Source organism: Vibrio ichthyoenteri ATCC 700023 (genome assembly GCF_000222605.1).
GTDB classification, from domain to species: Bacteria; Pseudomonadota; Gammaproteobacteria; order Enterobacterales; family Vibrionaceae; genus Vibrio; species Vibrio ichthyoenteri.
Map to the genome: position 1 here is coordinate 1 of NZ_AFWF01000114.1, position 9,397 is coordinate 9,397.

Consider the following 9,397-nt stretch of genomic DNA (forward strand, 5'->3'; position numbering starts at 1 on the left):
CAGATGTCTATCAGATGTTTGCCTATGCGAAGAAGTACCTCAAACCTTCAGAAACAGATCTACCAGTAGGCAGAGACGTAGTATTGATTTATCCCTTTCAGGATAACTTTGACGATGCACTAGAGCATTATTATGACCTTGGTGATGGGCATCGTTTGTGGGTCGTGCCGTTTAAAATATGTAAAGATAACAGTCATCTAGTTTGGCCTAATAAGGCTAAAACTATTTTAGATTTAGCTAATTGACATTCTGAACTAACTTATTCAGTTGTAGTATGAACAAGCAAAGCGAGCCAGCAGAACTGAAATTTTGAAGAACTGCTAGCTCTTTTTTTAGTCTTTCAAATAACGACTCATCAAATGCTGCTTAAAGTGCGCAGCATTGAGTGTTTCTCCCGTCGCTTGTTTTACTAATTCATCTGTCGTCAATAAACTACCTTTGCTCCAGATGTTATCCGATAGCCAAGTAAAGATAGGGCTCAGATCACCACTGCGAATAGCGTCATCTACATCAACCGTATTCTTCATCACCGCCATATATTGCGCCGCGTACATTGCCCCCAACGTGTATGAAGGGAAGTAGCCAAATGCGCCGTCGGTCCAATGAATATCTTGCATGCAGCCATTCTTGTAATTGCCTTCGGTTGATAAACCAAGGTTTTGCTGCATCTTCAAATTCCACAACTCTGGCACGTCGGTGTGCTTAATGTTGCCATTAATAAGATCTCGTTCTATTTCATAGCGCAAGATGACATGAGCGGGGTAGGTGAGCTCGTCAGCATCCACGCGAATGAAATCTTTTTTCACTCGTGTATAGAGCTTTTGGAAATTATGTTTTGAAAACAACTCGGTATCTGAGTGAGCGAAATGCTTGCCAGCGAGATGAGCCAAATGTTCGATAAAGGCATCGCTTCTGCCTACTTGCATTTCGAAAAACAGTGATTGTGATTCGTGAATACCCATTGAGCGGGCTTCGCCAGCAGGTGTTCCTGCTAATGCTTTTGGCAGGCCTTGCTCGTAGCGAGCATGGCCCGTTTCATGGACGATACCCATCAAAGATTGAACGAATTCGTTATGATCGTAGCGGGTAGTAATGCGTACGTCGCTCGGCACTCCGCCACAAAATGGATGAACACTCTCATCTAAACGGCCATGTTCGAAATCAAACTGGAGTAGTTTCATGACTTCAAGGCCGAGTGCTTTTTGTCGCTCCGTCGAAAACTGGCCGCTGGGTTCGATGATGCTTTCGTGGGACTGCTTCTCTATCACTTGATCAATGAGGTCGGGTAACCAAGATTTTACGTCACTAAACAGTGTATCAAGTGATGCCGACGTTGTGCCCGGTTCGTAGATATCCAGCATCGCATCATAAGGGGTCAACCCATTTGCGTCGGCACGGATCTGTGCTTCTTCTTGCGATAACGCAACCACTTCCGCCCAATTTTTTTCAAACCCAGACCAATCATTTTGGCTACGTTGAGCTCGCCAAGCATGTTCACATTTTGAACCCGCTAGCGATTTTGCCTGAACGAGTTTTTCCGGTAACAGATTGGCTTGCTGCCATTGGCGTTTTAGTTCACGCAGGCTTGCGTTTTGCTCGCTTGACAGTGTTTCTTGTTCCGCTTGAGCAAACCAATCGGCAAGTTGTGGTTGGGTGTGCAATGAGTGAACATGAACGGAAAGCTCGGCCATTGCTTCTGAGCGGGCTTGATTCCCACCTGATGGCATCATAGAGGCTTGGTCCCAACCGCAAATGGCAGCAAGGTGATTAAAGTGGGCTATTTTTTGTGAGTGAGAAACCAGTTTTTCGAATGCGCTCATAGGGATATCTTCTTTAATTATTCGTCATTCTCAGTCTAGCAATGACAACGACTAAGATAAATCGTTTGTGGTGTTGAATTTATAGCGGTATAACGGAATTTCGTCATTGAGAGGTATAACAGGGATGTCGTCGTTATGATCGTTAATTTTGAGGCGTTTATTGTCGCCATTACCATACTTACGTTAACCCCGGGGCTAGATACAGCGCTGGTGATTCGTAATTCTTCGCGTGGTGGATTTACTGATGGAGCTACCACTAGTCTCGGTATTTGTTTGGGGTTGTTTGTTCATGCAACCTTTTCGGCCATTGGTATTTCTGCGCTATTAGCGCAATCGGCACAATTGTTTGCTGCGGTAAAAATGATTGGAGCAGGTTATTTGATTTGGCTGGGGTTAAGCAGTTTACGCTCGCTGATGAAAGGTCAATCTGCGCCAACGGAGCTTACTTTAAGTCGACAAAATCTTAATTTAAAGCGTTCGTTACGCGAAGGTTTTCTTTCTAACGTGTTGAATCCTAAAACCGCGGTTTTTTATTTGGCCTTCTTACCACAATTTATCGATCCTGAAAGTTCGGCGTTTATGCAGTCTTTATTAATGGCCGCGATTCATTTTGTCATCGCGATGGTCTGGCAGTGTGGTCTGGCTGGTGCGCTTGATTCGGCCAAAGGGTTATTAAAAAGCAGCCGTTTTATGACTTGGATGGAAGCTACCACTGGTTTAGTGCTGGTGGCGTTAGGTATCAAGTTATTGGTGGAAGATTAATACTGCATTGTTCTGATTTATGAAACAAAAACGCGGCTCACAACAAGCCGCGTTTTTTGTTTTTGATTATGCTTTGGCTGATTCGAGTGAATCATTCTCAGCGGTTGCGAAGAACAGCTTGGTTTCCTCAACCACTACTTGGCGAAGGGCAATCAAACCAATCAGGTTCGGAATTGCCATCAGGCCGTTGACGATATCTGCAATAATCCAAATCATATCTAAGTGCAGGAAAGCGCCAGAAGCGACTAGACCAACAAAGATGATTTTGTACGGCAGTACGGCTTTGGTACCCATTAAAAACACCACACAACGTTCGCCGTAGTAGTTCCATCCAAGGATGGTGGTAAAGGCAAAGAAGATCAGACCAATTGAAACCAGCATTGGCCCGAAGGTGTGCATATTCAAACCAACTGCGAAAGCGTGGGTTGTCATTGCTGCGCCGGCGAGATCGCCTTGCCAAGCACCAGTTAGAATCAAAGCCAAGCCGGTCATCGTACAGATGATGATGGTGTCAATGAAGGTACCCGTCATTGAGATAAGGCCTTGTTTCACACATGAGTCTGTCTTGGCTGCAGCTGCTGCCATTGGCGCACTGCCTAAGCCAGATTCATTAGAGAACACACCGCGCGCAATACCTGATTGAATCGCAAGCATGATACTAGCACCTAAGAAACCGCCGGTAGCTGCGGTTGAAGTGAAGGCAGAAAACAACACTAGTTCCACGGCATCGAGCAGTTTATCTGCATTCATAATGATCACGCTTAAACAAGCGAGAACATAAAACAGTGCCATCGTTGGAACCACTTTACCGGCTACTTTCGCGATAGATTGAATACCACCAAGGGTAACGAAGGCAACGAGTAAGGTTAGGATACTGGCAGAGATTTCACGCGAGACGCCAAAGGAAATTTCAGTGGCATCTAGAATAGCGTTTACTTGTGGAAAAGTACCAATACCAAAGCAAGCGACACCGAGCGCAAAAACGGCAAACATAATAGCCAATGCTTTCGAGCCAACACCATATTGTAGGTAGTACATTGGGCCGCCGACCATTTGGCCTTTGTCATCAACACGGCGATATTTTACCGCAAGAAGACATTCAGCATATTTGGTCGCCATACCGAATAGAGCCGCTAGCCACATCCAAAATAGTGCACCAGGGCCACCTAGTTTGATTGCGGTTGCTACACCAACGATATTACCGGTGCCGATGGTTGCCGAAAGGGCAGTACATAATGCAGCAAAGCTTGAAACATCACCTTGCTTGTCAGAATCATCTTTACTAAAGATCATTTTAAATGCAGTCGGTAAGTATCTAAACTGCAAAAGACCCAAACGGAAAGTGAAATATACGCCGGTGCCCACCAATAGAATTAGTAGCGGTGGTCCCCAAACAAAGTTGTCGATTGTTTTTAGTAAAGATTGGAAGTTATCCATGGTTTCCCCTTAATTAAAAAAACTTTTAAGGAGAAGAGGGAAAGGTATGACGATATGAAGCACATCATCAAAAAATGAGTAGCATACTCGGCATACAGGTACGCCAAGCTACGGATATAGTCTTTCCACTCCTCTGTCCTTTTGCCTGAGAGTTTCACCCTGCATCGTATAAACGATGTAGAACTTGCTCCTTCGGCGACCGATTTAACGGTTCTCTCCAGAGGTTCCTCCAACTACAGTCCTCGCTACCCTAAGGTGGCACCTGAAAGATTTACTTCTTCGGTAGGTTATTATGTTCAAATGTTACCATTTGGTTAATAACCGCTCTCCTGCAGCCTTCATCGGAACAATTACTCAATTGTTGAGTAAATGTAAGTCAATAGTGCTGGTCACTTTTGACCAAAGAACTCTATCACTTTTTTTGATCAATTCAACAAGTTTTTAAATCAAAAAGCGAAAAGATTTGACAGACCGTTCAAGAAATCTTCGCAATGACTATTCCAGCGGCATAATGGCCTGAGAAAGGTTGAAATAAGGCATAAAAAAACGCTCCCTGAGGAGCGTTTTTCTTGTATTTAATGCCGAATTAGTAGAAGTAGTTCGCATCAACTAATTCGCTAGCGATCAGTTCGCTAACTTCTTCGCGAGCGTCTAGCCAAGCGATTACTTGTGCTTTTTGCTCTTCAGTTACGCTTAGGTAACGCTCCGATGCACAGATAAAACCTTCGAACAGCTCAAGACCGCCGCCGCCAAAGCACAGGCCTAGGCTATCGATATAGTCGATGAAGTCGTCTACAAACACATCATAACGGTCGAAATCTGCAATGTTTGTTTTGCAGCTCACTTCAAAACCCATCATAGCGAATTCGCCAAGGTAAAGTTTTTTAAGGATACGACGTTTTTTGTTTTGCTGGTTTAATGGTTTCATTTCTTTGCCTCGAATAAAAGGAACGGTTATTTATACCCTAAATATCGACATAGCCCAAACTTAATGCCAGATTTATTACTATATAGTACGGTAATTCGCCAACGACTTCGGTGCAACTGCCTACGATAGACATTTAATGGAAGAAAACGACATCGTTCTGACCTATTTCGAGTAAAAAATGGTATAAATGAGTAGGTTAAATTGGTGAAGTTAGCCTAGGGAGAGGGTATGACAAGATTGATTGCAATTGTGTTTTTGATTGCACTGGCTTATGTGCTGGTTCGATATCGCACCAATGAAAAATTGCAGAAGTACGTAGTGGTGACCTTAATTTCTGGGTTTCTTGTCTACGCTGCGACCTTAATGATTACTGAACTTGTGCGCTAAACCTGTAGGAGCGAAGAGTGAACAACCAGACTGATATTGATAACACCGATGAAGATGTAGTTGTAATTGAGGAGCGTGATAAGCGCACTTACTTGTATATCGTGGTGGCTGGAGTCTTAGGTTTAGCTATCGGTGGGCTGATTGGCTCTTCGTTCACGGCCAATCAGTGGCAAAGCACTTATGTAGAACTTCAAGAGCAATATAAATCTTTAGAGCAAGACAAAAAGACCCTCGTTGTAACCGTTGAAAAACGTGTGGCTAAGGTTGATGATGAAGTTGAACAGAAACTCAAAGCGGCGATGGTAGATCAGCAAGCCAATTTTGATACGCAGTTAAAAGCGATGCAAACCCAAGTGGCTGAGTTAGAGAAAGCGAACCTTTCTTTAGAAGAGCGGCTTGATGGCCAGAAAAAAGAACTGGCTGATGCGGCAAAAGCAAATAATAAACTTAACTATCAAGCGAATATGCAAGTTACGTTACTTGAACGTTCGCGTGAATTATTTCAGCGCGAGTTACAAGTAAAGCAAGAACTAGAAGCCTTGTTAAAAGAGCGTGAGCAGTTAGAACCAAAACTGGAAACCCTCACGAGCGATTGCAGTGCCTATCTGGATGGTACCTCATGGGATGCAAAATCAGACTCTTGCGACAAGCAAGATGAAGTGAGCTCAAGAATAAGCCAAATCAATCAAATGATTCGTGTCCATCAAATGGATTTGGAACAGATCAAAACCATCGCGGAACAAATGGGTATTGAGTAGCTTTGTCACACTGATTGATGACGACAAAACGAATTAGCGTCTAGATATTACAGTTAGCATAAAAAATCCCGACAATATATTGCCGGGATTTTTTTACATCAAAGATGCTCGTTTCAAATCGTATTTAGTAATACGTTAAGAAAGCATGCACTTAGAAGCGGAAACGAGTAGTGAACATTACTTGATCACCATAGAACTCGTTGATTCGTGCTTCAGCACCTAGTGAGAACAATTCAGTTGCGTGGAAGCGAGCGTAAGCTGAACCCAACCAATCTTCGTTATCGTCAATTGATACGTAACCAAGTTTGCCGCCCACTTCTAATTGAGGACCAAGCCACTGACGAACACCAAGGTTTAGTTCCATGCCCGTATCTGTGCTGATTGCATCGTTATCTACCATACGGAAAAGGATTTCACCGGTAAGGTCAGCCCAGTTGTTGATTGGTGCGTGGAAACCAACACCAGCAGATGCGTCATAGTCACCAGAAAATTCAGAATCAAGGCGAGCTACAGCGTGCGCGTTAGGGTGGATAGATTTACTCATACCGCCACCGAAAGTACCAGGGCTTGCGCCGATACGTGCTTCAACGTAATCGTAGCTAAAGTTGCTCATAATCGTTGGGCTATTTGGATCATCCATGGCAAGTGACTGACCAGATACCAGCACTAGCGCCGCAGCTAAGATTGTTTTGCGCATAAATAGATTAACCTATAATTATTAAATTCTGTGTTAGGGCGAAATTGTGCCCGCAAAGCAGTGCGTATGATACTGGGTCATCTGCTACCGTCACAAGGCAAAATGTCATTGTTTTGTCGTTATTTTTCCAATTCCGTTAGAGTTAGCAAGTGTTATGCCATTCAAAGTGGATAAATTGTGACTACTCTCCAAAACTCAAACGATTTTCTGCGATGGCATTAAAAATTTGCTCGGTGTTGAGTACTGACGCCCAAGGCATAAGTTCCGGTTCGTTGTCGATCATAAATTGAGTGAGCTGATCTTTTATGACTTGACGGATTTGATCACCATCCCATGGCTTCGCTAAGTAAAAATCTAGACTGGCATGATTGATTGCTTCAACAGTATCTTCCAACCCCGCTTGACCAGTCAGTAAAAGTTTACGGGCTTTGTTGGTTTCACTGTCACTACTTAACTCGATGAGAAAGTTGATTCCAGTTTGCTCGGGCATGATGTGGTCACACAAAATTAAGGCAAGCTGGGTACCTTCTTGTTGTGATTCGGCAATAATCTCTTTGGCTTCCGCCACCGATTCAGCGGCTTCCAGAAGGAAGTTCTGCTCAAAACAGTCGAGATCTTGAATAACGCTATCTAATACTTCTCGTTCGTCATCGACACATAGAATCAGGTATTTATTCATTTTTTTTCCTCGCTGATTTAACCTTGAGCCTCAATCGGCAGCCAAACTGACATTTGCGTAAATTGATTTTCGGCGGACTCTACTTCTATTCTGCCACCATGTTGTTGAATGATCTGCTGGCAAACGGACAAACCGATACCAAGACCAAAGTTTCCTTCTCGTTTTGTGGTGAAGTTCAATTCAAATACTTTATCTTGTAACGTTTTTGAAATGCCACAGCCGTTGTCTTTGATTTCTATTACCGCCCAGCGGTCACCATAGCGAGTGGTGGCTCGGGTTGTTATCGTTAGGCAACCTTTTTCAGGGAAGGCATCGATGGCATTTGAGATGAGGTTGGTCCACACCTGCTGTAGTGCGATCGGTAGGCAACGAATAGGCGCAAGATCAGCATAGTGTTTTTCGACATTATGTCTTTTTAGGCGGTTCTCAAAGATCACTAAGGTGTCTTCAATACCTTCGTGGATATCCACATAGTGAAAGGTCTCATCGTCCGGTCGAGCATAACCTTTCAAGCTTTTCACCATGTCTGCAATACGCTGGGCGCAAATGTTTATCGAGCGTAGCGTCGCCCCGGCAAGATGGAAGTTTTCGAGTTCATTCAATTCGATGCTGGATTGATATTTTTGGTGTTTAATGCGTTGAATCCAACTTGCGTCATTCTCCAAACCAAGCTTGACCAGTTTTTTGGCTAAGCGACGGTCGCCCACTTTTTGCTCGGTCTCTTTGGTTCTTTGTCGCTCATCAGCGGTGGAACTTGGCCGAGAGGAGAGAGCTCGAGTCAAAATGTCGTCGCCTTGCAGAAGATTTGATTGCCCTTGGGTGGCAATAAGGCGGTGGATATTCTCCGTTAACGTGTCAGTGCCGCGTAAAATGGCGGCAATCGGATTGTTGAGTTCATGCGCAACACCGGCGACCAATTGGCCGAGCATCGCCATTTTCTCACGCTCAATCAGTTGCTGATGCGCAGATTCAAGTGATTCGATGGTTTTTTGTAATTCAAGCTTGGTGTTGATACTGCGCTGTAAACGCCGGTTAAAATGACGCAAAAGCAAGTTGGTAAAGAGCGGCAACAGCGCGGTGTTGGATTGCATTACTTTGCTAAACTCATCACGGTCAAGTTTGATTACATCGGTATCAGTCAAGGTAATGGCGGTTGAGAACGAGGGTTCACCAGTGACAAAAGACATGCCACCGACGAGGTTGCCTTTACTGTGCCTAACCACTTCTCGCTGCATCCCTAACTCATCTTTTTTATACAGCGCCACTTCACCGCTAGTTATAAACCACAAGAAGCGGTTTTCTTCACCTTCAACCGTAAGCAAGTGGTCGCTGGAATAATGGCGGATCGCGTGATTTTCATCGTGATCGGCAAAGAATTGCGAGAGTGCATCAATGACTTGTTCAGCCAATTGTGCATCAGATAGGCGATGATGATCAGAGATAAAGCCCGCTTGGTAGTTGGCCATTTTCTGGTCAATATGAGCACGCAGTAAACGTTGCTGTTCAAGAATTAAACTGTAAGAGAGTAGGTTTTCTTTATCATGCTCAACCACGAATGTGGTGAGCTCTTTTTGCACGGTTTTGTACACCAGGTTGTCTTGCAGCGGTTTAGTTAAACAGTGATCTAAGCGACCTTCGTTGACCGCAGACAGGATTGCTTGGATGTCTTGGCCACAGCTGACTAGTATTTTCCGTGCGCTTTGAGTTAGGGGCGATTTATCCAACTGAATGAGGAAGTTGGCACCATCGAAATTTTCGTGGTGGCTGGCAATCACTAACGCAACGGGTTGGTTGTTGTCTAAGCAATATTGCAGGGCGCAGTGAGCATCTTCAATATTATCAGCACAATGTACATCAAATTTAGAAGTGAAGACGCTCAACTCACTGCGGAGTTGTTCTATGCTAATGGGGTTGTTATCAAGGCACACA

The 9,397-nt window shown here is 44.2% G+C and carries 9 protein-coding genes, 1 pseudogene and 2 riboswitches; of the genes and pseudogenes, 4 read left to right on the forward strand and 6 right to left on the reverse strand.

Annotated features, from left to right (window positions below; genetic code table 11):
• A pseudogene (locus RH85_RS23285) lies at positions 1-245 on the forward strand (hypothetical protein); the annotation flags it as partial.
• Positions 246-332: 87 nt separating this feature from the next.
• Here the strand turns inward: RH85_RS23285 and RH85_RS09685 are convergent.
• On the reverse strand, positions 333-1,820 hold the full coding sequence (locus RH85_RS09685) for a carboxypeptidase M32 (protein ID WP_006712041.1): 1,488 nt from the start codon (positions 1,818-1,820) through the stop codon (positions 333-335).
• A gap of 135 nt (positions 1,821-1,955) precedes the next feature.
• On the opposite strand from RH85_RS09685, the gene RH85_RS09690 reads away from it, so the two are divergent.
• Positions 1,956-2,582 (forward strand): LysE family translocator, encoded by a 627-nt coding sequence (locus RH85_RS09690; protein ID WP_006712042.1) that lies wholly within the window; start codon positions 1,956-1,958, stop codon positions 2,580-2,582.
• Positions 2,583-2,648: 66 nt separating this feature from the next.
• On the opposite strand, the gene RH85_RS09695 is transcribed toward RH85_RS09690, so the two are convergent.
• Both RH85_RS09695 and RH85_RS09700 read right to left on the reverse strand, forming a co-directional pair.
• On the reverse strand, positions 2,649-4,019 hold the full coding sequence (locus RH85_RS09695) for an alanine/glycine:cation symporter family protein (protein ID WP_006712043.1): 1,371 nt from the start codon (positions 4,017-4,019) through the stop codon (positions 2,649-2,651).
• 130 nt (positions 4,020-4,149) lie between these two features.
• Positions 4,150-4,243: riboswitch (glycine riboswitch) on the reverse strand.
• Positions 4,244-4,245: 2 nt separating this feature from the next.
• Positions 4,246-4,361: riboswitch (glycine riboswitch) on the reverse strand.
• Positions 4,362-4,605: 244 nt separating this feature from the next.
• Positions 4,606-4,947 (reverse strand): 50S ribosome-binding protein YggL, encoded by a 342-nt coding sequence (locus RH85_RS09700; protein WP_006712044.1) that lies wholly within the window; start codon positions 4,945-4,947, stop codon positions 4,606-4,608.
• Positions 4,948-5,175: 228 nt separating this feature from the next.
• Here RH85_RS09700 and RH85_RS23165 point away from each other — a divergent pair, with 228 nt between their 5' ends.
• Entirely contained in the window at positions 5,176-5,334 is a 159-nt protein-coding gene (locus RH85_RS23165) for a hypothetical protein (protein ID WP_006712045.1), read from the forward strand.
• A 17-nt stretch (positions 5,335-5,351) separates the two neighbouring features.
• Positions 5,352-6,092, forward strand: a complete 741-nt coding sequence (locus tag RH85_RS09710; RefSeq protein WP_006712046.1) for a hypothetical protein — start codon at positions 5,352-5,354, stop codon at positions 6,090-6,092.
• A 151-nt stretch (positions 6,093-6,243) separates the two neighbouring features.
• On the opposite strand, the gene RH85_RS09715 is transcribed toward RH85_RS09710, so the two are convergent.
• The 3 genes from RH85_RS09715 to RH85_RS09725 form a co-directional block, all read right to left on the reverse strand.
• Positions 6,244-6,789: a hypothetical protein gene (locus tag RH85_RS09715; RefSeq protein ID WP_006712047.1), complete on the reverse strand. Its 546-nt coding sequence runs from the start codon at positions 6,787-6,789 to the stop codon at positions 6,244-6,246.
• A gap of 181 nt (positions 6,790-6,970) precedes the next feature.
• Entirely contained in the window at positions 6,971-7,468 is a 498-nt protein-coding gene (locus RH85_RS09720; protein WP_006712048.1) for a response regulator, read from the reverse strand.
• A 17-nt stretch (positions 7,469-7,485) separates the two neighbouring features.
• Positions 7,486-9,396: an ATP-binding protein gene (locus RH85_RS09725; RefSeq protein WP_006712049.1), complete on the reverse strand. Its 1,911-nt coding sequence runs from the start codon at positions 9,394-9,396 to the stop codon at positions 7,486-7,488.
• Position 9,397 lies beyond the last annotated feature (1 nt).